The organism is Paenibacillus sp. 1011MAR3C5, from assembly GCF_003591485.1.
Classification (GTDB): Bacteria; Bacillota; Bacilli; order Paenibacillales; family Paenibacillaceae; genus Pristimantibacillus.
This window is the reverse complement of sequence record NZ_QZCF01000002.1, coordinates 718231-742338: the sequence shown is the minus strand read 5'-3', so window position 1 is coordinate 742338 and position 24108 is coordinate 718231. Positions and strand designations below refer to the sequence as shown.

Genomic DNA, 24108 nt, shown 5'->3' with positions numbered 1-24108 from the left:
TAACTAGCAGAGGAGCGTTGCGAGAATGAAATTGATTATGAATGAAGGTTTCAACAACGAGACGATCAACTTCGACGGATTTAGCTTTAAAAATTGCAGCTTTACGAACTGTGTCATCATCATTACGACGTTGAACTTCAACTTTGAGGGTTGTTCGTTCTACGGTTCTGCACTGCATGTAAATCCGGATCTGCCTATATTCGAAGTATCCCACCGGCTCTCTCAATCCGTCTACGATACCGAAACCAATTGCTATCGTGACGATTACAAATATCCAAGAACGAAAGTGCCGCTTCCAACCACGAACGTCCATTAATCGCGTACCGATCTCAGCCGTATTTGCAAAAAAAAAAGAACCTCCCGCCGCATCCATGCGACACTCGGGAGGTTCTTTGCATATCGTCCGCTCGTTCTGTTTCATTAGCGCGCCTTCACAATAATCTTGCGAATGCTCTCGCTGGACAAATGGTACTTGCGCTCCAGCTCTGCTACGGTTGCCCCGTTGCTGTAATGCTGGAAAATTTCCTTATTGCGCTCAGCCAGAAGCTTGCGCGTACCGCTCACTTCCCCCCAGCTTGCACGCTGGTTGGACGGTTTCGGAATATAGATTAGATCGCCTTGGATATATTTTTGCAGCTCCAACAGGAGACTAGGGGGAAGCACGTCTCTTCCATTTTTGTAGTTCACGGTATAAATCCTCCTCAAATAGGTTCAAACGTTTCACTTGCAGCATCTCATTCATAAATACATTTTTCATGTCTTGCCGCCTCCCTTTCGTCATTTAGTATTTGGGGTGGTCCCCGGGCTTCTTATGAAGCGTCACTTTTCCATTATAAAGAAAACTTATTTTGAGCACAATCGTTTTTTATCAAATAAAAAGAGGCCCGAAGGCCTCTTCGACTATGGTGATCTCCGATTAATCGGAGATCACCTCTAAGTTGTGAATCACACGGATCATCTCCTTTCCTTCACGTATTGCGTCGGCCCGACAACCAAAGTATACTGCCAATCCGTGGAAGCAGGAAAGGAATAAAACAGCTAAAAATAAACTTTACCAGATTGCGGCTATGCCCCGACACCGGATGAGATGCGTCTGCTGCGCTTAATCAGCTTGATCAGCTCCGGGTATGAGACGCCCGCCAGCACCAGTACAACGCCAGCCCATTGCAGCCAGGACACTTGCTCGTGCAGGACAACCGACGAGAGCAATACCGCGACTGGCAGCTCCGCTGCGCCTAGAATGCCGGCCATGCCTTCGCCGATATGCGGAACGCCGTAAGCGAAGAGCAGCGGCGGGATGAATGCGCCGAACAGTCCCAATAACGTGCCGAACAGGAACAGGCTGCTGAATAAATCACCATTCCACAGAAACTCCGGCGGGAACAGGATAAAGACGAATATCATACCGCCAGCCATCATCCACTTGCTTCGCGTAGCCGGCGCCACTTCAGGCGCAGCATTGCCGCTGAACAGTATGAACAGCGTATAGCTGATCGCGGCCAGGAAGCCCAGCGTCACGCCTAGCGGATGGAAGCTGCCCCCGCCATGCTCCATAATTCCTGCAGCCAATATCGTGCCTCCAAGCAAGATAACGAGCGTAGTGATAATGGCGCGGTTCGGGCGTTTCTTCTGTCTGATGCACTGCACCAGGACGCCAATCCATGTGAATTGGAATAAAAGCAAAATCGCGAGCGAAGCTGGAATATAGCGCAGCGAGTGATAATAGACCAGTCCGGTAATCGCAGTCGGCAGTCCGGCTGCCATAAGCAGCAGCCGCGTCTTCCAGGTCAATCGCTGCAAGCCCTGCTTCAAGCCGTCTCCTCCCGAGTCCTTTCCGGCCTTTCCGGACAATGCGGATTTCCTCTGCTTGCGCTCTATATATGTCGCGAACAGCCACGACAGAAGAAAGCCGATCATCAACTGGCTTCCTACCACTTCGCCTAGTTTATAGCCTTCACCGTATGCGAGCACGACGAATGTCGATAACACGCCATAGCTGGCTGCGCCAACAAACACGGATATCATGTATTTCATGTTGTCTTCTCTCCCCCTGTATCTATCTCAATTGGCTAATAAAACGCAAAAAAGCTACGGATAGCGAGGTCTTGATGAATCATTAGACCTGCCATTCGTAGCAAGGAAGTTAGGCTTCCCGTAGAAACCCCCACCCTGTGCCCAAAGCCGTTATGTGGGGTTATACGAAATGATTGCGTGTACGGATCAGTGTCACTAGCGTGAACCGAACCTCACTAATTGTGTCACCAAGGAGCGTTTCTGTCAATAGCCGGTTGAGCATAAAAATAGTGCTTTTGCCGCTGATCCTACTCCATCTGCCGAATCTGAATCAGGTTCGTCGCGCCAGCCCGTCCGCTCGGAATGCCCGCGGAGATGACGAAATAATCGCCCGACTTCAGCAGCTGCGTACGGGACGCATTGCGTACTGCCGATTTGATCAAGGCGTCTGTGGACTCCGCCCATTCGCCCTTTACCGGGACGACCCCGCGTACCAGCGTCAGACGGCGCAATACATGATCATGTGCGGAAATGCCGATGATCGGCGCCTTCGGACGATATTTGGACACCATGCGCGCAGTGAAGCCGCTCTCGGTCGGTGCCAGGATCGCTTTGGCATCGAGCTGCAGAGATGAGCTGACAACCGCCTGGCTGATCACTTCAGTCGTGGACGAGGATGGAGCCGTCAGCTTGCTGCGGAACAGCTCGGTATAGTCAATCGTCGATTCCGCTCGCTCCGCGATCATCGCCATCATGCGGACGGATTCAAGCGGGTACTTCCCGGCTGCCGTCTCGCCGGACAGCATAACCGCATCCGCGCCTTGAAGCACCGCATTGGCAACGTCGCTAACTTCCGCGCGCGTTGGACGTGGATTCACCTGCATCGAATCCAGCATTTGCGTGGCAACAATGACGGGTTTGCCGGCCAGATTGCATTTTTGGATCATTTCCTTCTGAATCATCGGCACGTCCTCTGCCGGAATTTCTACACCCAGATCGCCGCGAGCGACCATGATGCCGTCGGACACCTCAATAATCGCATCCAGATTCTCGACGCCCTCTTGATTCTCAATTTTGGAAATAATCTGAATATGGCTTGCGCCTGCATCCTCAAGCAGCTGTTTCACTTGCAGAACATCCTCCGCTTTGCGCACGAACGACATTGCAATCATATCGATGCCTTCTTCCACGCCGAATGCGATATGCTTAATGTCCCGATCGGTTACACCCGGAAGCGTCGTGCGAATGCCCGGCAGGTTGACGCCTTTGCGTGGCTTGAGCGGACCGCCGTTCAATACGCTGCATATGATTTCCGTATCTTCCACCGCATCGACGCTAAGCTCGATCAATCCGTCGTCGATCAAGATCTTATCTCCGGTATGAACAACCTTCGGCATATCCGGGTAATTGACGGCAACGCAGCTGCCATTGCCCGTAATCGGTCTGCTGGTCAGCGTCAGCTTGTCACCTGCCTTCAGCTCGTAGCTGCTTTCCTCCAAGGTGCTGATCCGAATCTCTGGTCCTTTAATATCCATCATCACTGCTACGACAGCTGAAGCCGCCGCTGCTGCTTCACGGATCAAGGCGATTCGCCCGCTATGATCGCTAAGCTCCCCATGCGCCATATTCAATCGGGCTACATTCATGCCCGCATTCATCATTTCCTTCAGTATGGATATCGAATTGCTGGATGGTCCCATCGTACATACAATTTTCGTCAGAGTCATGTCGTCATCCCTCCATCTTTAGCTTCGTCCATTGTAGAGGAAAAAAGAGACAACGTACATGCACTATAGTATGATAGATTCATTATAGTATGATTAGAGGTGTCGTATGCTCTCATTCGAAGGAATGCGCCAACATCAAGGTATGAACTGGTACGAAGAGCGCGCTGTACAGGTAAACTCGGCCGTTCTTATTGTAGTGACCTATGGAAAATGCGTCTACTGGATCGATGGCGAAAAGCTGCTGCTGGAGAAAGGCGACTTTATGTTCATCGCCCCTGGTGCAGGCTATTATGGCAAGAGCGTGCCGACCGTTTTTCATGAGCAATTTGTTTTGACTTTCCGCATAGATGCGCCTGAGGAAGACCGGCCGCTTCCAGGCGTCCATGCCTTCATCAAGGCAAAGGCCGGCTGCTACGATATGGTTATCGAGAGGCTTCGAGCCGTATGGAAGGAATGGCAAGAGAGCTTGCCGTATGTGAAGCTTCGGGCGGCGGCGCTGACACTGGAGGCGCTTGCGCTTTGGGGCCGAGAGCTAAGCCGGGGCGAGCAGACCGCCGTGTCGCAGCAGCATGTCGACCGGATGAAGGCTTATCTGCAGGATCACTACCGGGGCAAAGTAACGAAGGAGCATCTGGGTGAGTGCATAAACAGATCGATGAATCACGCCGCCTCCTTGTTCCGCCAGGTGACTGGACAGACGATCAGCGAATATGTGAATAGCCTCCGCATGCGCACCGCCGTCTATATGCTGACGGAATCGCTGCTGACCGTATCGGAAATTTCCGATTATCTGGGGTATTCCGACGTCACCTATTTCCAGCGCGTCTTCAAACGTTCGCTCGGCCACACTCCTTCGGCGTATTTAAAAGAACGCCGCCAGCACGTATAATGGAGAAATAGACTTAATAGGAACCTAACCAGATTTCGGAGTGATGCTATCATGACTACATTTACAGAAAACGGCGTCGTGCGATCCGTATGCCCGTTCGACTGTCCCGATACATGCGGCCTTCATGTTACGCTTCAAGACGGGCGCGTTACTAACGTTACAGGCGATCCCGATCACCCCGTGACAAGAGGGGCTATATGCAACAAGGTCAGACAATTGCCCGACCGTGTTCATCATCCAGATCGTCTGCTGTACCCGATGCGAAGAACCGGCCCGAAGGGCTCCCATCAATTCGAGCGGATCAGCTGGGAAGAAGCGTATGACGAAATTACGCGCCGGATGACGTCAATTAAGGACGAATTCGGAGCCGAGGCTATACTGCCCTACAGCTTCTATGGCAATATGGGCGTGCTGAATGCCGAAGGCATGGATCGCCGCTTCTTCCATCGTCTCGGCGCTAGCAAGCTCGATCGCACGATCTGCAATGCCGCAGGCTCGAAGGGCTACAGCTATACGATGGGCGGTTCCATCGGCATCGATCCCGAAGAGACTGTGCATACGAAGCTGTTCCTCATCTGGGGCGCCAATCTGGTCTCCACCAATATGCACCAGACTATGCTGGCAACAGAAGCCCGCAAGAGAGGCGCTCGTATTATTCATATAGACGTTCACCGCAACCGCACCTCCGCTTGGGCCGACGAATTCATCCTTCTTCGTCCCGGCAGCGATGGCGCGCTGGCTCTGGGCATGATGCACATTTTAATCCGCGACGGTTATGTGAATGAGGGCTTTGTCCAGCATCATACCGTCGGTTATGAAGAATTGAAGCTTGAAGCAGCCAAGTTTCCTCCTTCCGTAGCGGCCGAGCTTACAGGCATTCCACCCGAGAAGATTGAGGAGCTTGCCCGCGCCTACGGTACGACTACCCCATCTTTCATACGGATCGGCAATGGGCTGCAGCATCATGACAATGGCGGCATGATTGTCCGAACGATCGCTTGCCTCCCCGCACTGACAGGACAATGGGCCGAAATCGGCGGCGGAGCGATGAAGGGCAACGGCTGGTATGCCAGAATGAACAATGAGGCAATCGAGCGAGAAGATTTGCTGCCCGAGCCGGATGTTCGCACTGTCAATATGAATCAGCTGGGCGATGCGCTTACATCGCTTGACCCTGCGGTTCGGATGCTGTTCGTCTATAACAGCAACCCGGCTATCGTTGCGCCTGACCAACGCAAAGTCAGAGAAGGACTGATGCGTGAGGATTTGTTCACCGTCGCGCATGACCTGTTCCTGACGGATACTTGCAAATTCGCAGACATCGTCCTGCCGGCAACGGCCCATCTGGAGAATTTGGACCTCTATACCTCTTACTGGCATCATTACGTTCAAATCAGCAAGCCGATCAAGCAGCCAGCAGGCGAAAGCAAATCGAACTTTACGCTCTTCAAGGAACTCGCCCTTCGCATGGGCTTCGAGCCGGAGCTGTTCGATCTATCCGAAGAAGAGATGATTCGCATCGCGCTGGACAGCAAGCACAATCCGCTGCTGAAGGATGTCACCTTCGAGGCGTTAATGGAGCATGATTGGATGAAAGTCGGCGACGGCACCCGCTATCCGAAGACGGACTCCCTGCCTACGCCTAGCGGCAAGATTGAGCTTTATTCCAAGGCGATGCGCGGAGCCGGATTGCCGCCGGTCGCTACCTACACCCCGCTGGCGGAGCCGGAGCACTATCCGTTCCTGCTGACGACTGGGCCTAATCACAGCTATATTAATTCTACCTTTGCTAATCAGGCCAAGCTCCAGAAGCTGGAGAAGCGGCCAACGCTCCATATGCATGACGATGATGCGGCCAGGCTTGAGCTTGCCGACGGGGAACGCGTATTGGTTCGCAATGATCGCGGCGAGGTGCAGTTGACGCTCAAGCTTGGCGGGGATGTGCTTCCTGGCGTGTTGGTGACGCAAGGACTCTGGTGGGATGACGAAGCGGAAGGCCGCAGCACGGTGAACGCCCTTACGCCGCAGCGCCTCGCGGATATGGGCGGAGGAGCCACCTTCTTCTCCAACCGCGTGGAAGTGGTCAAGCTTCCTGCTCATGAAGCATAACGAAAAGCCGAACCAATCACGAGATTGCAAAGCAAAATTACACCTAAAGGAAGCGCCGCTATTTCACGAAATAGCGGCGCTTCCTGTCCTATCTGTTGCTTGTTCAAGATTTGAATTCCGGAACGCGATGAGGCGGTTCCTCGCCTTGCAGGACGGCTACAAGATTGCGCGCAGCAAGCATGGCCATCTCTTCCCTCGTCTTCGCTGTAGCCGAGCCGATATGCGGCAGCAGCAGCGCATTAGGCAGCGCAAGCAGCGGATGATCCGCAGGAAGCGGCTCCTGCTGGTAGACATCCAGGCCGGCCGCCCGGATCGTCCCCTTCTGCAGCGCCTCAATCAAAGCCTCTTCATCGATAGTCGCCCCGCGTGAAGCATTGATAAAGATTGCCGAAGGCTTCATCCATCCGAATTCCCGCTTGCCGATCATTCCTCTGGTTTCATTCGTTAGCGGCGCTAATAATACGACATAATCCGAAGCAGCCAGCAGCTCGTCCAGTTCCATATAAGTGGCGCCATACTTTGCTTCAGCCTCAGGCTTGCGGCTGCGGTTATGATAGTTCACCGTCATCCCGAAGCCGAACGCTGCCCTGCGCGCAACCGCCTCCCCGATGCGGCCCATGCCAATGATGCCCACTGTGGCATGATGCACATCCATGCCGAACAGATTGTCAACGTCGCCCCGCTTCCAGAGTCCATCTCTTACGTAGCGGTCAAGCTCGGCCACTTTGCGGGCGCTGCCAAGCATAAGCGCGAATACGAGATCCGCCACCGTCTCATCCAGCACCTCTGGTGTGTGCGTTCCCGTTACGCCATGACGCTTCATGGCAGCAATATCGAAGTGATTATAGCCGACGCTGACCGTGCTTACGACTTTCAGCTTCGGCGCCGCTTCCAGCAGCGCATCGTCAATGCGCCTGCCACCCGTCAAGTAGCCTTCCGCAACGGAAAGCCGCTTATAGAGCTCTTCTCTAGGAGCCGTGTCCTCCTCTCTCCATGCGTCGACTGTACAATGCTTAAGCAAATAGTCCATAACGGCATCTGAAATGGCATAATCAACAAAGATACTCGGTTTCATGTATGTAACTCCTCTCATGTTGTTACGGCGCGGCAATCGGCGTATAGCCTGTAGCTGCTACGAGCTTCTGTCCTTGCTCCGACCGTATCCAGTTTATCAAGGATTCGACATGAGGATTGCTGGTTCCTGCCGTCACGGCATAGAATGGGCTGCTGAGCGGGTACGTTTCGTTTGCGATGCTCTCCCTGGTTGGATAGACACCATCCACGGAGAGCAGCTTGATCTCTCCGTTCCTTACCATCTCCGTCGCATAATACAAGAAGGTAAAGCCCAGCGCATTCGGATAGTTGCGATAGTCCGACGTGCGCGCAATGATTCCGCCCATCCCCGATGCCACATCTTCCCTGGGCGGATGGGCCAGGCTTCGGCCCTTCATCAGCCGCTGAAGCGCAGATTGGCTGCCGCTGCCCTCTGGACGCTGGAACGCTCTAATGGCTGCCGACTTCCCTCCAAGCTCATTCCAATTGCTGATCTCCCCGGAATAGATGTCCTGGATCTGCTCCGTTGTCAGACCGTTAACCGAATTGTCCGCATGCGTAAAAAACACAAAAGCCTCCCGCCCAATCGGCGTCAGCTTCAATTCCACACCGGCAGCCAGCGCGTCGCCCCGCTGCCGCTCGGACGGCTCGGCAGCGAAGATGACATCCGCCTCGCCCGAGATGAGACTGTCGTAGGCTTGGCTCGTCTTTGTGGAACGCACCTCGCTGCGGATATGATCATACGCCTTCTCCGGATATACCGCCATAGCGAAAGCCGAATAGAGCGGGTACAGCGCTGTAGCGCCGTCCATGATGGGCAGCTCATCTTCGATCCTCAGCGTAGACGGCACATCCAGCATCACAGCTTTGGAGCCGCGAACGAACGGCTCGTAAGCGGCGAGATCGACCTCACCTTCCGCCACCGTCGGCATGCTATCGTGATACATTCGGTTCATCTCATAGCCGAATATGACTGCGCCAAAAACAAGCAGAAGCCCCGCCATGCAAGACCAATACACTTTGCGCTTCATCCATTCGCCCAATCCGATCACCAGCATCAACGACAGTACAATACATACGCTTAAAAGCATCCACATATAAAATAAACGGACACCGGACAAAACGGCGAAGATATAAATAAAAAAGCCGGCAATCCAGATGAGCGGCACAAAAAACAACCCCGTCAGCACTCTCGACCAGAACGAATCCTTTGCAGCCAAGCCGTTCACACATCCCCTCATAGCTGTCTATTTCTATTTATCCACTATAAGGAAATTTCTAGGTGCGGAACAGTACTATTTTGCACTAGTACCGAGTCCTTTGAACCAGATCCGTATATAGGCTAGAGCACACAGCAGCATCGGAAAAAGGAAAACTAACGGAAGAACATAGACGGCAAGCAGCAATTGGCTGAACCAGCCGTCCACAACCAGAGAGCCTTGAAGAACGGGTCTCGCTCCCCGCTCCAGCTGCGGCAGCAGATGATGGGGATTCAGCTCGGGGATGAGAAGCACGAGAATGAGCACGGTGAACAACGTAATGATCGGCACGAAGATTTGTCCGGTTCGCGCAATGACCTCGAATCCCCTTCTAACCGCCCATCGCTGTCGATTCTGGGAATGAGCTTGGAGTTGCTCGTTGTCAGATGAATGGCAATGGATTCATCCTTCGCAACGGTGTCGTTAATACCGTGCTAGGCTTGATCTGATTTGTAATCCAGAAGAAGCCGTGCGTCTGCTCATGATTGGCTGGATACGAGAATATTGCCGGCTTTTATTCTCGGCACCCATCCCCTCCTGGCCGTCTCCCGATTCATTGCCGCCTGGAGAAGGGAGAAAGATCTCTACACACAGCTTGACCCGTCCCCAACCCGCCATCTCTTGGCGCAGCTCATCCAGACGATCTTCATGCGTCAATCCGCTGAAGAATACAAACATGCTTGGCAATTGCTCGCCGGTCCGGAAGTGATAAATAGAAGAGTCGCTGCAATCGTTCAAAAAATGCTTAAGCTTCTCCCGCGTCTCTTCGATCCGGCTGGCCAGCGGCGTATTCTGCTCATTCATAGACATCTCCCTTGGCTCCCGATGAGTTAGACGTCCTTATCGTTTGCCAGTTCCTGCTTTTTTATCCGAATGGCGCCATGGCTGGCATTCCCGCGATAGATAAACGTCTGCTGGGAAAACTAATGATGCTCGCTTCATGCGGGCCAATACACCGCAAAATGGAGGAATCCGATTATGGGTCGTCACAAGCAGCGCTCCTCAGCAGGCAAAAACGTGTCGTACGCGATTCGCTCAAGGCAAGCCGAGAATGACGTAGCAGGTTCAGTGGCTCAGCATCGGAACCAAAAGGGACATGCGCCGAACAATCCGTCTACAGGCTAGATGATTGAATCAGAGAGCCATATAACAATCCGATCACTATGGCTCTCATGGACGCAAGTCCCCAATCCGTACGCGAATGACAAAAAAGACTGTCAGGCTGATGCTAATGCCCGGCAGTCTTTTTTACGGCTATATGCCAAACTGAACATTCGTTGTTTTTAATGATCCTGCTTATTTGCCCTGCAGTCTTGCAACCAGCGTCTCGCTCGGCACTTCCGGCCCGCCATTTATGCGTTTCAGTGCAAAGAGCGAATCCGGGTCGCCTTTGATGATTCGGCTGATCCCTGATTTCGTCGATAAGGTAACGCGGTACCCCATGTCCTTCAGTATCTGCTCGGACAAATGAGAGTAGTAGCCGAATGGATACGTAAAGACATTCACCGTATTGCCAAGCTGCTGCTCGATCGAATCCGCCATGCCTCCGATATCAGACAGAAGCGCTCTGGCGTAATCTCCGTTGGATTCACCCGGCAATTGCAGCACACCGCTGCGAACCGAAGGATCATCCGGGTTTGACTCATGCATGTCATAGCTATGGTTCTGGATATCGATGACACCAGAAACCTGCATCTCCTTGGCCTGCTTCCATGTGAAGTGGGGATAAAACTGCTTGCCCGGAATCCGATGCTCATCGCGTCCGACGGACCAGCCGATAATCGAAATCGTCGCATGAAGACCTAGTTCCTTCAGAACGGGATAACCGTATTCGTAATTGCTTAGGTATCCGTCATCGAACGTAATAGCAACCGGATTATCCGGCAATTCCTTCTTCCCGTCCACATAATCGATCAGATCCGTGATCAATACCGCGTTGAAGCCAGCAGCCTTAACCGCCTCCATATCGCTGCGGAACTTTGCTGGCGGCGTAATCAGCGAATTCGGCTCATACGGATCGTCGTCTATATGATGATAAACAAGGATCGGAATGTCGATGGCATCCTTGGAAAGTGCTTCTGGACGTTCGAATACGGCGGCTGCGTGCTCTGCCACATTGTCTTTGGTCGTGTAATGTCCGAATTCGCTTGGCACATACACACTGTCATCCTGGAAGATGTACCCCAGCATCATGCTGCCAAGCGTATTGCGGTAATGCATCGTATCGTAGAAGTAGCGCGGATCTCCGCTGATCGTCGTATAGCCGGAGAAGTCCCAGAAGTCCGTAACATCAGCCAGCTTGGTCCAATACGTCTTCAGCTCTTCCATATCATAGCTGAGCAGCTCCTGCTCGGAGGTTGCTCCCGTAATAAGCCGGAACGTTGCGCCATGCGACTCCACGTACGCCTTCATACGCGAAAGTGCCTCGACGTTCTTGTCGAGAGCCGAAGCCTCCAGCTTGCCGAATGGCGCGAATGCCGATTTGTTCGCTTGCATATATGCTTCCAGGTCATCAACCTTCTCCGCGTCCCGTTTTACTTTGTTATAGACGCCTGTTTCCGGTATGAATTGCGAGTATTCGAACGAGTCGACCGCCCGTTTGGCGTAGCCCTCCAGCTTGGAATAGCCGTACGAAGGGTTCAGCTTCAGATAGTCCAGATAGAACGAGAACTTCGATTCGCCCGAAACTTTGGCATGGAGCGATTGTTTGAAGTCTGTCGCCTTCTCGTTGAAGTGGCTGATCTCCTGCAAGCTCATATGAACGACAATATTCTTGGGCTTGTATTCATCCATCAAGTAATAAAGTGTTTTCTCATAATCATGGAAGTCGCCGCCATACATCAGCATACTGTAGAACTTCGCATCGTCTCCATAATACTTGTTCAGCAGCTCGGGCGATATCGAGCTTGACTTGGAACCGCCGATAATATACGAATTATAGCGTTCATGGTACTGATCCAGGTAGCCGATTTTGGCTACGCGCGGATTATTGACCATATTGTAGGAATGCCATTTCAACACCTTGTCGCCGAATACGCCGAAGGGATCAACGACAATATTGAAGCCCGCTACGACCGCCGCTGCCAGCCCCAGCGAAGCGACGAATGCGATCAACCATTTGCGCAAACTCATTACGTCACCTCAGAATTGGAAATATAAGAAATTAGACACTGACGTCATCTGCGCCAGCGAGATACCGAGCAGCAGGGCTGCTGCCACCGCATATCGAACGCTTGGCTTGAAGTCTTGGGTCAGCTGTGCCGAGTTTTTTCCGAAGAATGAAATCGCCATGCCGACAAGCAGAAGCGCAATCGTATAAGCGTTGTAGGCGGCGAAGCTCGCCACCTTGTCCAGAGCCAATGCCATATCCATACCGGCAAAATCCCTCAGGCTGAACATCTTGCGAATGACAATCCAGGCCTCGCCCATCGTATCGGACACGAACAGAATTCGTGTTCCGATAACTCCTGCGAACGTCATGGTCCAGGCCAAGACAAACGGCAGCTTCCACTTGTTGCGGTACATGAAATGGGACATACATACGAATATGCCGTTAATAATGCCCCATACGATAAATTGCCAGCCTGCGCCATGCCAGAAGCCCGAGACAAAAAACGTCATCATGACGGAGAAGTAGAAATTGAAGCTTCCGCTTCCCTTGCGGTAGAAGCTGCGGAAGATATAGTCCGACAGAAACTTCGACAGCGTCATATGCCACCGCTGCCAATATTCGCGGAAATTCCGCGCCTTGTAAGGCGAATTGAAGTTATGCGGCAGCCGAATATTGAAAAACAGCGCAAGTCCAAGCGCCATATCCGCATATCCTGACAGGTCGAAATAATACGATATCGTATATCCGACTGATGCCAGCCATGCGGAGAGTGTATCCCCCGCTCCAACGTTAGCGTAGAAGGTTGCGGCATAACTGGTAATGGGATCGGCCAGCATGATTTTTTTGGCGCAGCCGATTGAGAACAGGAACATCCCCAGCATAATATTCGTCGGATTGATGCGGCGCATCGCCTTGTCCTGGTATTGCGGAATGACATCGGCATGATGCACGATCGGACCAACGATCAATTGCGGGAAGAAGGTAATGAACAACAGGAAGTCTACTATCGGTGTTTCCTTGGTCAGCCCTTTATAGCAATCAACCAGATAAGCGATCAGCTGGAATGTATAGAACGAGATCCCCAGCGGCAGCACAATCTCCAGCAGGGGGAAGGCTTGTCCGGTCAAATGATTGACATTTTCAATAGCAAAATTAGAATATTTGTAATAGCCAAGAAATGCAACGTTAAGCAGTAGTCCAATGGCAAGCAGAAGCCGCTTCGTCCAGTTCGCACCCCTCTTGCCCGCTTTGACAATCATACTGCCGATCGCAAAGTTGACGAAGATGTCGAGCATGAACAGGATGACGAAGGTACCGCTGCCCTGCGCGTAGAAATAAATAGACGCTATGACAAGCCATAGCTTGGCAACATTCGGTTCCTTCACATAGGTTAGCAGCCGGTAGACGAGAAAAGTCACCGGCAGGAATAGGAATATAAATGTGTAGGTTGAAAAGATCAACGTAGCAACCTTCTTTCAATAGATGCATCAATGTCGATGAACGACTGAAAACTCCGTATAAGCCGTTACAGCTTCTTAATCATGCGAATATGGGGAATGCCTTCCTCCATGAATTCATCGGAATCGGCCGTGTAGCCCAGCTTCTCGTAGAAGCCCGCCGCTTGTGTCTGCGCATGAAGCTTCGCTTTCGTCAGTTCGGCTTCCCTGGCTACTTCTTCTAGCTCCGCCATGACAGCAGCGCCGATTTTATGTTTGCGGTACGGCGCAAGCACGCATACCCGCTCCAGCTTCGCAATCCCGTCAACGACCCGAATTCGGCCAGCCCCGGCTGACTCCCCGTTGTACTTGACCAACACATGGATCGCATCTTCCTCATGCTCGTCAATCTCGACGTCGGGAGATACGCCCTGTTCATTCACGAATACCTCCATACGGATGCGGTATGCTTCGTCCAACTGTTCCTTCGATTCTACTCTTTCACTTGTAAGCATGACTCTCCGCCACTCCCTTCCTCATATCTTCTCCATTATAATGCTATCTCCGCAAATTGCCAAAATGGTTCAAATATCGACGTTATCTCCGCCATGCATTCCTTTATTGAAGAAAACCCATAATACACATATAATGACTTGTGATAGCTGTTAAAGTTTGGGTTATGGAGGGTCAATCATTTATGGGCAATTTTTGGACGCTTGTCAAAAAAGGCAATACCTCATCTGCCACAGCCGCGCTTGGCAATACCGGTCTAGCCATCATTAAAGGGATAGGTGCGTCCATCAGCGGCAGCGGCACGATGTTCGCCTCCGCTATGCATTCCGTTGCGGATGCGGTGAACCAAGGCTTCGTCTTCTTCGGAAGTGTACTCGCCGAACGTCAGCCAACCAAGCGATTCCCGACGGGCTTCGGCAGGGTCGTGAATCTGTTCTGCATGATCGCCGTCATTGTGGTCACGATTATGGCGTATGAGACCTTCCTCAAAGGGATTAAGCTGATCAAGCATCCCGAGGAAGCAACGAACTTCTGGCTCAACTTCATCATTCTGTTCATTGCCATCGCCATTGACGGCTCTATCCTGATCAAAGCCATGAAAGAGATCGTCAAAGAAACGCGAAGCGGAGCGAAGGGAATGGGCATCATCCCCTCTGCCATCCGCAATGCTGGTCGAGCCGCTCCGCCGACCCGGCTCGTATTCTATGAAGATATTGTCGCAACACTCGGCGCCGTTTTTGCCTTGCTCGCGATTATTCTTGCCGAATACTCCACCTTCAAGCTAATGGACGGCATCGCCACCATTCTGATTGCATGCCTGATGATCGGAGTCGCCTTCAAGGTTGGTTATGACAACATGGTTGGTCTGATCGGCGTCGCAGCCCCGAAGGATGTGGAGGAACGGCTAGGCGCTATTATACTGGAAAACCCTGATGTTGCCGATATCGGCAAGATGCGCATCGTTCAGGAAGGCAAAAATTATCATGTAGAAGCCTACGTAGAGCTTCGCAAAGGCTTCTCGCTTGCGGAAGCGACCGAGATCAATCATCGGATACGCGCCAAGCTGCTGGAAGATCCAGATGTTGCCGATGTCACGCTTGGCATTATGGATGATAACGGAATCATCTCCTGGAAGCGCCCATAACCGTAAGACGACATAGCTGTAATTCTGCTGCCCGCTGCGGCGACATGGTCATTTTCGGATGGCTGTGTCTGCCTTATGCGGGCTTTTGCATATTCCCATTCCTGAAGCAGGCATTCCATTGTATAATAGAGCCGTTGTCTGCTCATTAGACAATTGACATATTCCGGAGGAGCTGCAACCTGATGAAATGGCTCAAGTGGATTCTTCTTCCCATAGGAATCGGAGTCTCAGCCGGTTCGGCCTCAGCCCTTTTTCTCGCCAGTCTCGAGCGCGTTAGTGCACTGCAGAGCCGTTATGCCTGGCTCTTATGGCTCCTGCCTATAGGCGGCGCAGCAGTGAGCTTCATCTATATGAAATACGGCAAAGAGGCCATTCGCGGCAACAACCTTGTATTGGAACAAGTACATAGCGGGAATGGCAATATTCCCTTGCGGATGGCTCCGCTCGTTTTGTTCGGCACGCTCATTACACACCTCTTCGGAGGTTCGGCGGGACGCGAAGGAACCGCCGTACAGATGAGCGGCAGCCTCTCCTCTGCCATTAGCAGAAGACTCGGTCTTGATGACCGTAATCGCAGAATAGCGGTATTATGCGGAATCGGGGCCGGCTTCGGTTCCGTATTTGGCACGCCGATTGCCGGCGCCATATTCGGCTTGGAAGCCAGCAGCCGAGGCGGTCAGCGTTATCAGGCGCTGCTTCCTTGCTTAATCGCCAGCTTCACAGGTCACGGGGTGACGCTTGCATGGGGTATCAAGCATAGCCATTTTGCGATAGGCACACTCCCGCCCGTTAGCTGGCTCGCCGTATTAAAGGTCGCGGCGGCAGCATTTGCTTTTGGATTAGCGGCAGCGCTGTTCATTCATCTTACCGCCATGCTGAAGAAGCTGTTCGCGCGCGGATTCAAGCATCCGGCGCTTCGCAGCTTTGTAGGCGGGATCATCATGATTGCGCTTGTGTATGGGGTCGGCAGCCGCGATTATGTGGGACTGGGACTTCCTCTGATGGCAGACGCCTTTGCCGGCGAGACTTCACCGCTCGCCTTCCTGTGGAAGATCCTGTTCACAGCCGTAACGCTCGGCTCCGGCTTCATGGGCGGAGAAGTAACGCCGCTGTTCGTTATTGGTTCCGCGCTTGGCAGCGCGCTATCGCCTTACCTGGCTCTGCCAGCAGCATTCCTTGCCGCATTGGGCCTCGCTTCCGTATTCGGTGCCGCCTCCAAAACGCCAGTTGCCTGCACTATTCTTGGTTTGGAGCTATTCGGGGTACATGGAGCTCTGTATATTATGATTGCATGCTTTATCAGCGCGGCCGTCTCTGGACGCACAGGCATCTACGAATCCCACGTCCGTACTTACGTCCCGAAGCGTTGACGGTAGCCGCACTTCCGGCACAGCTCCTCGACGGCTTCCCTGCGGGAGAAGCCGTCGTACAGGTTGGTTGCCCGCTCTCCTTCAATAATCTCATCGAAAGGCTTATCGTGGATGTTGCCGAGGTTAATGACACCCTCTCCATCCAGACAGCATGGAATAACCGTTCCGTCGATTAAGACGCCGGCTTGATTGCGAAGCGCATAACAGAATCCTTTTCCGTCATCCTCCGGCTCCTTCAAATCGGGCCACTTGAATTCGGGATCTTGATTCAAATATATGTTGTCCGCGATCTTTACGCCTGTCCCGGGCTTGAATTTCTCTTCAATATGGTAATCAAGCGAATACGCCTCTTCAATCATCCCGAGAAGCTCTCTGTTTTTATCCTTTTGCTTGTTCACTTCATTATCCATGTCCAAATTCCATAAGCGATACGATATAATGACATCGCTTGATTCCTGAACTTCCTTCACGAAGGCCAAAATATCCGCCAAGTAACCCGCCTTATCCTCCGAGCCGGGATGCCCGTCAAAGCTGTGCAGCGAGAAATTGATTTGCCGCAGAGCCGGCTTATGGAGCAGCTTCGCTTTGTTTTTGGTAATAAGCGTTCCGTTCGTCGTAATATTAACCTTGAACCCCTTCTCATGCGCGATATCCAGCAGCATGTCAATCTTAGGATGCAATAGCGGTTCACCTTTTACATGAAAGTAGATATAGTCGGTGTATGGCTTTATCTGATCAAGCGTTCGGCTGAAGTCTTCCACAGACAGGAAGCCTTTGGCTCGTTGCGTCGGCGGACAGAAGGTACAGGACAGATTGCATATACTAGTCGTTTCTATATAAAACTTCTTAAACTTTTTCATCCGGCTTCTCTCCAATGGTCGCATTCAAATCAGCATTTCCTTACGATTACGAAGCGATGCCGTCCTTCACGAATCGGGACAACACTTCAGGGGTAGGCATCAGGCAGGACGGCGCGCCGCCGCCAAAGCGATGTCGGTTTCTTGCTACCCATCGATATACCGCATCACGCAATGGCGCAGGAACGGCAATGAATGCATACAGCATGCTCCTCCAGCCTCCCAGACCTTTCAGCACCCTTAACGCAGCGCCAGAGTTCATATAAAATCGCTCGTTCTCATACAGAACGAACGAATCCCAATCATCCGTATTTAAGCCGCCTTGTCGAAGCAAGCGCTGACCAGCGGCGGATTGCAGCGTCGCGAAGGAAAAAGCGCGCTTCTTGTCATGTTCAATCAAATATCGGGTAATATGCTGGCACAGATGGCATTCCCCATCGATCAAGACGATCGCCTCGCCCCCGGTCCGTCTTTGCTGCTGCAGCATAACCATGACACATCCCCTCTCCAATTCGATTACCTTCATCCTATCATATTCATAGCGAACTTGCACTTGACCCCTGCCCCGGAGTGTACTATAATCAAACGAAACTTCATGAAATAATAGTCTTCTAGGGTTCCGCGGCAGATGCCGGTCTGGTCCGAGGGAAGACACGCGGCTGCCGCCGCGGCAACACGGAGGGATAAAAGCCCGGGAGAACATCGACCAGATGCTTCCAGGGCTTTTTTTGTGCCTATTTTAATCAATTGCTGCCCTGTTTGGTCCTGTGAATGAAGTTTTATGCAACATCAAAAACTAAAGAAAAGGAGTGGACGTACAATGAAATCGAGCCAAAACAAGTATTGGCTGCTCGTTATCGTGGCGGCTTGTTTTGAAGTGTTGTGGGTGATGGGCCTCAAGCATGCCGAAAGCCTTCCAGCGTGGGCGGGAACGATTGTCGCAATTATCGTCAGCTTCCTGCTGTTGATCTATACAGCGAAGAAGCTGCCGACAAGCACGGCTTATGCGGTATTCGTCGGACTGGGGACAGTAGGCACCGTACTCGTCGAGATGACAGTCTTTGGCGAGCCGTTCCGGTGGAGCAAGATCGGATTAGTAGCCGTACTTCTCATTGGCATCATTGGCCTTAAAATGGTCACGCATGACGGAGATGAAGACCCTCTCCCTAAGAAAGAAGGTGAGCCTGCATGAGTTGGTTTCTGGTCATACTGGCAGGATTGTTCGAGGTCGTCGGGGTAGCGGGTATTGCCCAGTATAACAAAAAAGCATCGCTCCAGAGTGCCCTTATGCTCGGCGGCGGCTTCCTGATCAGCTTCATTCTACTATCCCTTGGCATGAAGGATATGCCGATGGGTACAGCATACGCGGTATGGACGGGTATAGGCACGGTCGGCAGTGCGCTTGTCGGTATCTTGTTCTTCCGCGAATCCAAAAGCTTTATGCGTATTTTGTTTATCGCACTTGTACTCGGTGCCGTCATCGGCCTTAAGCTTATCGGCTAATCGGTCATAACAATCAATCGCCCATGCTCCGTTAACGGAACATGGGCGATTGGCATAAAGAGGATTAGAAGTCTGATTTGGGTTTGCGGGGCTGAGACTTTGCTTTGTTCTGAACAGGGGGGAGATGCCTCATGCTTCGGAGCATTGGACCGCTGCAGATTGGGCATTTCTGCTCGGATGCCGCGAACTCATCCCTTACCCATGCTTTGCATTCCGCGTTTTTGCATTTCCAAATCTTCGTAGGCTTAAGGTTTTCTTTCGTGTCTGTGCTGGTTGTCAAGAATAACGATCCCTTTCATCTATCCAATTTCATTCGGATTTCTCTGTTTTATTTATATCATTAATCATTTATGCATTAAAATATGCAGGAATAACACAGACCGGTTTTGTTGCTTCCGCTTCATACCCAGTAGCACGCAACGTTCCCTGCTCCGCATCCACGCGGAACGTCACGATGTTGTTTGCGTCGCGATTGGCAGCAAGCAAATATTGACCATTGGGCGTTAAGGCGAAATGCCTTGGGTGTCCGCCGCCTGACGGCATGTGTTGGATCAGGCTTAAGCCGCCGTTCTCTGGATCCACCGCGAATACGACGATGCTGTCATGTCCGCGGTTAGAGCCGTACAGGTAGCGTCCGTTACCCGAGATTGCAATCTCGGCGGTTCCGTTCTCTCCGCTATAATCGGCAGGAAGCGTGCTGACCGTTCCCAACACTTCAAGCTTTCCTTGCGCCGAATCATACGCTAACGAAGTAATCGTGGAATCAAGCTCATTGATCACAAAAGCAAATCTCCCGTTCGGATGGAACGTCAGATGCCGGGGACCCGCTCCTCCGTGAAGCTTAACCATGTCATGAGGCACGAGCTTGCCCTCCTCAGCATCGAGCCGATAGATCGCAATCATATCAAGCCCAAGATCCTGCACGAGCAAGAAGCGGCCGTCAGGACTGTAAAAGCTGGAATGCGGATGGGGCCTATCCTGCCGCTCGGGATCGACGCTGCTTCCCTCATGCTGGCGCACATCGCCCACTTCTCCGATGGAGCCGTCCTCCTCGATGCGCAGCAGTCCGGTCATTCCGCCGTGATAGCTGGTCACCGTCAAGAAGCGGTTGCCTTGATCGCGCTGAATATGACAAGTTGTGCCCGCCACTGTCAGACGACGGCTAATCAGTTCAAGCTTCCCTTCCTTATCATCAATACGGAATGACGCCGCCTCACCCGCTTTCTGGCCTTCTGCATTTACGCCTTCCGATATCGAATAAAGCAGCTTCCGCTCCGCATCGACATGGACGAACGTCGGATTTTTCAAGCCGGCATAAGAGCCGGTCTCCAATAATTGCCCGCTCGACTCATCAAGACGGAATACGCGCAGTCCTTGATCGGATTCTTCGGCGTATGATCCCGAGAATACAAGCAATTGACGTTGTTCAGCCACAACCTATTCCTCCCCAAGAAATCAGATAGTTAGTATGGACGGCCGGATGCCAGTCCATTCGCCTTATTTAGGACTTGTCCGTGCCGGGAGCGCAATATCCGTCCGTACAAGAAGCCCCGCTCTGATCGTCGCTTACTTGCACAAGCGTCGGATATTTGGCCTCCCACGCCTTATTCAGCGTGTCCAGAAATACAGCCGGAGATTGCGCGCCGGATACGGCGTACTTCCGGTCGATCACGAAGAACGGCACACCGCGAATACCCAACCGGCTGCCTTCTTCCTCTTGGCCGCGGACCACATCCGCGAACTGATCCGATTCCAGAACGGCTCTAACTGCTGCTTCTTCAAGTCCAGCTTCGACCGCAAGCTCTACCAGGCGCGCTTTGTCCGAAATATCTTCATTATCGGTAAAGTAAGCCCGGAACAAGCGCTCCGCCGTCTCTGCGCCGCGGCCCTGCGACTCGCCATATTGAGCCAGGCGATGCGTGTCGAAGGTGTTAAGCTCCATTGCGTCATCGAATTTAAAGTGGAGGCCAACGGCAGCTGCTTGCTGCACGAGATTGTCACTGGATGCTTTCGCTTGCTCCACAGTCATGCCGTATTTTTGGGACAGCATATCGTACGTGCGGATTCGAGCGCTCGAATCCGCCTTCGGATTAAGCTCGAAGCTTCTGAATTCGGTCACGATATGTTCCTTGTGGGCGAATTGGGCTAAAGCTGCCTCGAATTTCTTCTTCCCGATATAACAGAACGGACATACAAAGTCCGACCATATTTCAACTTTCATGTACTTCCACCTCCTGAATGAATATAACCTTTATTATACCATGTTCCATTCGAATGAACGAATACAGGCATACAAAAAACACGCCCCGCCATCCAATGGCGGAGCGTGCTGTCTAGACTGCAAATATATGGCGACCAATCTTTCCTGTCTGTGTACGTGTCCAGATCCACGAGGAAGTCGCGGTATCCGGATTAAAGTAATACAACGCGCCATTCGTCGGATCGTAGCCGCGAACCGCGTCGAGTGCCGCCAGGTAAGCTTGCTTGTCCGGCATCATGAAGTATTGGCCATCATCTACAGCGGTGAACGCTCTCGGCTGTTCAATGACGCCCTTCACCGTATTCGGAAAACGGGAGGAGGCCAGCCGGTTCATGACAACCGCCCCAACGGCAACCTGTCCCACATACGGCTCGCCTCTGGCTTCGCCATAAATAATTCTGGCTAGCAAATCAAGCTCATGCTTGTTAACGGATACTTTCTTCAGCATCGCCCATGTCTGGTTTCCGGCTATCCCGTCAGCTGCCAGCCCATAGTCCCGCTGGAAACGAACGAGAGAGTCTCTGGTAACAGGTCCGAAATACGGGGTAATGTCCGTATTGAAATAGCCTAGTACTTTCAAGCGATATTGTAAGTCCGGAACATCCGGAACTGAGCTTCCATAAGACAACGTTTGCGGCGCGGCTGCATGCGCAGTCGGAACGGACAATCCGGTTAATGCGGATAATCCTACAGCGAATGCCAACGTCATGACAACGAGTTTCTTCTTCATCTAGAGACATGACCTCCTTCATTCATTGCCGCACAGCGACTCGTTGTAGTGTAACATAGTTGCAATTATCATGTAACAGAATTGAACTAATTACATGAATTTACTAATAAAATTGAAAGTTCAAGAGAAAAGATTAAATTTCTTAGAAAAATAATTTGTTCATACTAATAAATATCGCGCTCATCCAGAAGTAACATACGATTAATTCCATTCATCAACCTATGGAGTTTTTTATCCGATAATCAATCAGAAAGAAGTTGTCCAAGGATTGTCCCCCAACACGCCCATTGGTACAATAAGCTAAAGAGATAGATATTCGAGGAGAAAAAGCAATGAACATTATAAAGATGAAAGACAGGCAGGAGCTGGACGCCAAGCTTCCGACCATGCCATGGTACATCGAGCAATTCATCAACTATAAGCTGCCCGACCTCTCCCCGTCCTCGCTAGTGGAATATATGAGGGATTACGAGACGTTTCTTCATTGGCTTATCAGCGAGGGGCTGACCGAAGCGGCTAATCTGAAGGCCGTACCCCTTCAAGACCTGGAGACGCTCAAGATGGAGAGCATCGATGCGTATCGTATGTTCCTCTCTACCTATAAGCCGGAGCGCAACAATCGAACGACGATTTCCAGAAAGCTGTCCTCGCTTCGCTCCTTGTTCCATTATTTGAGCCAAATCGCAGAGGATGACGACTTTTACCCGCTCCTTAAGCGAAATGTGATGGCGAAAGTTTCGATCAAGCGCACGCACAAGCCGAAGGACACCGCTGCTAAGCTGGAGGGCAAGCTGCTGCAGGAAGAGGAAATTACGGAGTTTCTTGACTATATCAAGCAAGGGTATGGTATAGAGATCGCGAAAAACAAGCAAGCCTCCTATTCTTATGAGCTGAACAAAATTAGGGATGCTTGCATTATCAGCTTTATTCTTCATTCCGGTCTTCGCGTCTCGGAGCTGGTCAATCTAAATACGGATGACATAGATCTGAAGAAGAAGCTGTGTTACGTTTACCGCAAGGGCAAAAACGACGATACCTTCAAAACACCCGTTTACTTCCGCAGCGAAGCGGTTGAAGATTTGAATCATTATTTATCCCTGAGAGAAACCCGCTACAAATGCCCTAGACGGGAGAAAGCGCTGTTCCTCGCCGTCGCCAACGGCAACAATGAAGGCTCCCGAATGACGAAACGGGCGATCCAGGCAATGGTGATCAAGTACGCCAAACGCTTTGGCAAGCCTTATCTGTCCGTCCATAAGCTTCGGCATTCCTTCGCTACGGACTATTATTTGCAGAATGATATTTACAAAACGCAAGAGCAGCTTGGGCATGCTTCACCCGAGACTACACAAATATACGCGCATCTGACAGATAAGACGATGGCCGAGGCCATCGACCGCAGACAGCAAGAAGGCAAGTTGGACGATTAGGGCGCTGCCCCATCCAACTTGCCTTTTTCTATTCTATCGTATAAGCGCATAACCGCTGCTACACTTCCAGGTCCTCAGCAGAGATGCCCTCCTCCACTGCAAACTCGAAATCCTCGATATCATATACTTGCACGGGCACTTCAGCCTCGATAAGCTTATCTTGAAACTCGAATTGATCCGACAGTAGCGGAATCCCCAGCTTCATACCAGTTAGCAGCAGCTCCGTCTCGATCGGATCGAAGATTTCACCATACTGCGCATTGTCCATCGCATTCACTACGGTAAAATGAATCTCTTCGCTTAGCAAGAGCGCCGAGCTTTCCCGCCAAGGCACCTGCAGCGCCTTCTCGATCTTTTTCCGGTTCAGCGAATCCTCGAAAAACGCGATCAGCTCCATGATTTTCTCCTTCACGTGGCCGTCATCGTCGGGATTGTCCATCACCGGGTCCGAACCGTCCCTCATATCGTACAGCTCCGCTATGGAGGAATAGGGAACAACATAATCAACCGGACGACTCGGGACGAGAAGATGTCCATACGTTGCTACCATTACTGCTTCTATTACAAACCGTCGACGCATGCCACTCCCCCTGTTTCAATCTATATTAACGTTAAGCTTTCACCATATTATACAACAAACCGATGCTCGTTCAAGATAGTTATTCGCCAAATTTGCGCACCGGCGCTGTCCGAAGTACAATGT

At 51.8% G+C, this 24108-nt stretch carries 26 protein-coding genes and 1 riboswitch; of the genes, 9 read left to right on the top strand and 17 right to left on the bottom strand.

The window, feature by feature from the left end:
• Window positions 1-25: 25 nt before the first annotated feature.
• Window positions 26-316 carry a hypothetical protein gene (locus D3P07_RS08485; RefSeq protein ID WP_119799746.1) on the top strand — a complete coding sequence of 97 codons (291 nt, stop codon included), beginning with the start codon at window positions 26-28 and terminating at the stop codon, window positions 314-316.
• A 104-nt stretch (window positions 317-420) separates the two neighbouring features.
• On the opposite strand, the gene D3P07_RS08480 is transcribed toward D3P07_RS08485, so the two are convergent.
• From D3P07_RS08480 to pyk, 3 genes are all read right to left on the bottom strand, one after another.
• Window positions 421-687 carry a CD3324 family protein gene (locus D3P07_RS08480; RefSeq protein ID WP_119799745.1) on the bottom strand — a complete coding sequence of 89 codons (267 nt, stop codon included), beginning with the start codon at window positions 685-687 and terminating at the stop codon, window positions 421-423.
• A gap of 378 nt (window positions 688-1065) precedes the next feature.
• A complete protein-coding gene (locus tag D3P07_RS08475; protein WP_119799744.1) occupies window positions 1066-2034 on the bottom strand; it encodes an EamA family transporter in 969 nt (322 codons plus the stop codon).
• Between the two features lie 287 nt (window positions 2035-2321).
• The gene (gene pyk / locus D3P07_RS08470) at window positions 2322-3740 is read right to left on the bottom strand and encodes a pyruvate kinase (protein WP_119799743.1); all 1419 of its coding nucleotides are present in this window, start codon (window positions 3738-3740) and stop codon (window positions 2322-2324) included.
• Window positions 3741-3864: 124 nt separating this feature from the next.
• On the opposite strand from pyk, the gene D3P07_RS08465 reads away from it, so the two are divergent.
• Window positions 3865-4629 carry a helix-turn-helix domain-containing protein gene (locus D3P07_RS08465; protein ID WP_259391395.1) on the top strand — a complete coding sequence of 255 codons (765 nt, stop codon included), beginning with the start codon at window positions 3865-3867 and terminating at the stop codon, window positions 4627-4629.
• A gap of 51 nt (window positions 4630-4680) precedes the next feature.
• A complete protein-coding gene (locus D3P07_RS08460) occupies window positions 4681-6738 on the top strand; it encodes a molybdopterin-containing oxidoreductase family protein (RefSeq protein ID WP_119799741.1) in 2058 nt (685 codons plus the stop codon).
• 103 nt (window positions 6739-6841) lie between these two features.
• On the opposite strand, the gene D3P07_RS08455 is transcribed toward D3P07_RS08460, so the two are convergent.
• From D3P07_RS08455 to D3P07_RS08440, 4 genes are all read right to left on the bottom strand, one after another.
• A complete protein-coding gene (locus D3P07_RS08455; RefSeq protein ID WP_119799740.1) occupies window positions 6842-7813 on the bottom strand; it encodes a 2-hydroxyacid dehydrogenase in 972 nt (323 codons plus the stop codon).
• Window positions 7814-7835: 22 nt separating this feature from the next.
• Window positions 7836-9020: a PstS family phosphate ABC transporter substrate-binding protein gene (locus D3P07_RS08450; RefSeq protein WP_259391394.1), complete on the bottom strand. Its 1185-nt coding sequence runs from the start codon at window positions 9018-9020 to the stop codon at window positions 7836-7838.
• Window positions 9021-9086: 66 nt separating this feature from the next.
• Window positions 9087-9452 carry a GerAB/ArcD/ProY family transporter gene (locus D3P07_RS08445; RefSeq protein WP_119799739.1) on the bottom strand — a complete coding sequence of 122 codons (366 nt, stop codon included), beginning with the start codon at window positions 9450-9452 and terminating at the stop codon, window positions 9087-9089.
• A 21-nt stretch (window positions 9453-9473) separates the two neighbouring features.
• Window positions 9474-9860, bottom strand: a complete 387-nt coding sequence (locus D3P07_RS08440; protein ID WP_119799738.1) for a hypothetical protein — start codon at window positions 9858-9860, stop codon at window positions 9474-9476.
• A 168-nt stretch (window positions 9861-10028) separates the two neighbouring features.
• On the opposite strand from D3P07_RS08440, the gene D3P07_RS26920 reads away from it, so the two are divergent.
• Window positions 10029-10175: a hypothetical protein gene (locus D3P07_RS26920; protein ID WP_182914225.1), complete on the top strand. Its 147-nt coding sequence runs from the start codon at window positions 10029-10031 to the stop codon at window positions 10173-10175.
• A 171-nt stretch (window positions 10176-10346) separates the two neighbouring features.
• Here the strand turns inward: D3P07_RS26920 and D3P07_RS08435 are convergent, their stop codons facing one another.
• From D3P07_RS08435 to D3P07_RS08425, 3 genes are all read right to left on the bottom strand, one after another.
• Window positions 10347-12182 carry a polysaccharide deacetylase family protein gene (locus tag D3P07_RS08435; RefSeq protein ID WP_119799737.1) on the bottom strand — a complete coding sequence of 612 codons (1836 nt, stop codon included), beginning with the start codon at window positions 12180-12182 and terminating at the stop codon, window positions 10347-10349.
• A gap of 9 nt (window positions 12183-12191) precedes the next feature.
• Window positions 12192-13622, bottom strand: a complete 1431-nt coding sequence (locus tag D3P07_RS08430) for an MBOAT family O-acyltransferase (RefSeq protein WP_119799736.1) — start codon at window positions 13620-13622, stop codon at window positions 12192-12194.
• A gap of 65 nt (window positions 13623-13687) precedes the next feature.
• The gene (locus D3P07_RS08425; protein ID WP_119799735.1) at window positions 13688-14113 is read right to left on the bottom strand and encodes a GNAT family N-acetyltransferase; all 426 of its coding nucleotides are present in this window, start codon (window positions 14111-14113) and stop codon (window positions 13688-13690) included.
• Between the two features lie 182 nt (window positions 14114-14295).
• On the opposite strand from D3P07_RS08425, the gene D3P07_RS08420 reads away from it, so the two are divergent.
• Both D3P07_RS08420 and D3P07_RS08415 read left to right on the top strand, forming a co-directional pair.
• Complete coding sequence (locus tag D3P07_RS08420; RefSeq protein ID WP_119799734.1) at window positions 14296-15255, top strand: cation diffusion facilitator family transporter; 960 nt, start codon at window positions 14296-14298, stop codon at window positions 15253-15255.
• 182 nt (window positions 15256-15437) lie between these two features.
• A complete protein-coding gene (locus D3P07_RS08415) occupies window positions 15438-16625 on the top strand; it encodes a chloride channel protein (protein ID WP_119799733.1) in 1188 nt (395 codons plus the stop codon).
• Here the strand turns inward: D3P07_RS08415 and D3P07_RS08410 are convergent.
• A complete protein-coding gene (locus D3P07_RS08410; protein ID WP_119799732.1) occupies window positions 16607-17485 on the bottom strand; it encodes a radical SAM/SPASM domain-containing protein in 879 nt (292 codons plus the stop codon). The two genes, D3P07_RS08415 and D3P07_RS08410, sit on opposite strands and share 19 nt — an antisense overlap.
• A gap of 46 nt (window positions 17486-17531) precedes the next feature.
• Window positions 17532-17975, bottom strand: a complete 444-nt coding sequence (locus D3P07_RS08405) for a thiol-disulfide oxidoreductase DCC family protein (protein WP_259391393.1) — start codon at window positions 17973-17975, stop codon at window positions 17532-17534.
• Window positions 17976-18082: 107 nt separating this feature from the next.
• Window positions 18083-18182: riboswitch (guanidine-I (ykkC/yxkD leader) on the top strand.
• Window positions 18183-18302: 120 nt separating this feature from the next.
• On the opposite strand from D3P07_RS08405, the gene D3P07_RS08400 reads away from it, so the two are divergent.
• A complete protein-coding gene (locus D3P07_RS08400; protein ID WP_119799731.1) occupies window positions 18303-18674 on the top strand; it encodes a DMT family transporter in 372 nt (123 codons plus the stop codon).
• A complete protein-coding gene (locus D3P07_RS08395) occupies window positions 18671-18985 on the top strand; it encodes a DMT family transporter (protein ID WP_119799730.1) in 315 nt (104 codons plus the stop codon). The genes D3P07_RS08400 and D3P07_RS08395 overlap by 4 nt, the downstream gene beginning before the upstream one ends.
• 64 nt (window positions 18986-19049) lie before the next feature.
• On the opposite strand, the gene D3P07_RS08390 is transcribed toward D3P07_RS08395, so the two are convergent.
• The 4 genes from D3P07_RS08390 to sleB all read right to left on the bottom strand — a co-directional run bounded on the left by D3P07_RS08390 (window position 19050) and on the right by sleB (window position 21975).
• Window positions 19050-19265, bottom strand: coding sequence for a cold-inducible protein YdjO-related protein (locus D3P07_RS08390; protein WP_119799729.1), 216 nt, complete (start codon window positions 19263-19265; stop codon window positions 19050-19052).
• Window positions 19266-19333: 68 nt separating this feature from the next.
• The gene (locus D3P07_RS08385) at window positions 19334-20419 is read right to left on the bottom strand and encodes a lactonase family protein (protein WP_119799728.1); all 1086 of its coding nucleotides are present in this window, start codon (window positions 20417-20419) and stop codon (window positions 19334-19336) included.
• Between the two features lie 67 nt (window positions 20420-20486).
• Entirely contained in the window at window positions 20487-21206 is a 720-nt protein-coding gene (locus D3P07_RS08380) for a DsbA family oxidoreductase (protein ID WP_119799727.1), read from the bottom strand.
• Window positions 21207-21318: 112 nt separating this feature from the next.
• The gene (gene sleB / locus D3P07_RS08375) at window positions 21319-21975 is read right to left on the bottom strand and encodes a spore cortex-lytic enzyme (RefSeq protein WP_119799726.1); all 657 of its coding nucleotides are present in this window, start codon (window positions 21973-21975) and stop codon (window positions 21319-21321) included.
• Between the two features lie 332 nt (window positions 21976-22307).
• Between sleB and xerS the strand changes: the two genes are divergently transcribed.
• A complete protein-coding gene (gene xerS, locus D3P07_RS08370) occupies window positions 22308-23405 on the top strand; it encodes a tyrosine recombinase XerS (protein WP_119799725.1) in 1098 nt (365 codons plus the stop codon).
• Between the two features lie 58 nt (window positions 23406-23463).
• Here the strand turns inward: xerS and D3P07_RS08365 are convergent, their stop codons facing one another.
• Complete coding sequence (locus D3P07_RS08365; RefSeq protein WP_119799724.1) at window positions 23464-23985, bottom strand: ADP-heptose synthase; 522 nt, start codon at window positions 23983-23985, stop codon at window positions 23464-23466.
• Between the last annotated feature and the right edge of the window lie 123 nt (window positions 23986-24108).